The sequence below is a fragment of the Desulfuromonas sp. CSMB_57 genome (assembly GCF_020194955.2).
Lineage (GTDB): Bacteria > Desulfobacterota > Desulfuromonadia > Desulfuromonadales > Syntrophotaleaceae > JAFCIY02.
The window spans coordinates 1-981 of record NZ_JAFCIY020000059.1 but is presented as its reverse complement, the minus strand read 5'-3'; the positions used below and the strand labels follow the sequence as shown (position 1 = coordinate 981).

The following is a 981-nucleotide window of genomic DNA, read 5'->3' as shown; positions in this document are numbered from 1 at the left end:
GGATTCGTGTCGGAACGGTGGACGCTTTCCCGTCGGAACCGTGGCCGGATTCGTCCGGAATACGCAGTGAACGCCACCCGGAGCTCAGAGAGATCGCCACCATTTTCAACCGGATGATGGACGAACTGAAGGAACACCTTCGCAAGGAAGAGGAAAGCTTTTTCCCGGCCATCAAACGCCTCTCTGCGACTCAGAAGGAAGCCGTTTCCCCCGGGGAACTGGACGTCATTCGCGACGATCTGACAAAATTGCGCACTGAACATGAAGCCGTGGGCGATATGCTCCATGCCATCAGGCGCCTCTCTCTGGATTTTCAAATCCCGGCAGATGCCTGCAATACCTACACCGTAGCCTATCGAGGCCTGGCAGAGTTCGAGAATGACCTCCATCAGCATGTACACCTGGAAAACAACATTCTTTTCCCCAAGGTGCAACAACTTTTGGCATGAAAGGTTGGCTCTGCGTCCCAGCAAAAGCTTGGTGCGATACTTTTACGAGCATTTTTATGGCTGGCTGCTTCCGGTTTCGGGAACCGGATTCAGCCAGACGGGCAGCTTATGGAAATCCGGATCAAGCGTGTTTACGCTTCAATCGGAGACGATGGCCTCCGAATTCTGGTGGATCGTCTCTGGCCCCGCGGGTTGAGCAAAGAGCAGGTCCATGCGGATTTATGGCTCAGAGAAGTTGCACCGAGCACCGAACTGCGCAAGTGGTTCGGCCATGCACCCGATCGATGGGAGGAATTCAAAAAGCGCTATAGCTGCGAGTTGCGAGAGAACCCTGAGGTCAGACATCTTCTTGACCTGGCAAACGAAGGAAAAATTACCCTGCTTTTTTCCGCACGGGACATCAAACATAATCATGCCCGCGCCCTGATGGATTATTTGCATGGCGAGGCCGACGTTGGCGCTCCCAGGATTGGCTCTGATAATGGTGCGGGCACAGAGGGGGGATGATCTTCACGCTGCCGAAGGATTTAAA

Annotated in this window: 2 protein-coding genes; both read left to right on the top strand. The window is 54.0% G+C overall.

The features are described 5' to 3' along the window. A partial coding sequence (locus JQN68_RS13740) for a hemerythrin domain-containing protein (RefSeq protein WP_249621250.1) occupies positions 1-449 on the top strand: 449 nt, incomplete at its 5' end. A 108-nt stretch (positions 450-557) separates the two neighbouring features. After that, on the top strand, positions 558-956 hold the full coding sequence (locus JQN68_RS13735) for a DUF488 domain-containing protein (RefSeq protein ID WP_225073955.1): 399 nt from the start codon (positions 558-560) through the stop codon (positions 954-956). Positions 957-981 lie beyond the last annotated feature (25 nt).

Coding starts and splice junctions, on each gene's coding strand:
- JQN68_RS13735 (WP_225073955.1), top strand. CDS start 558: ATGGAAATCCGGATCAAGCGTGTTTACGCTTCAATCGGAGACGATGGC.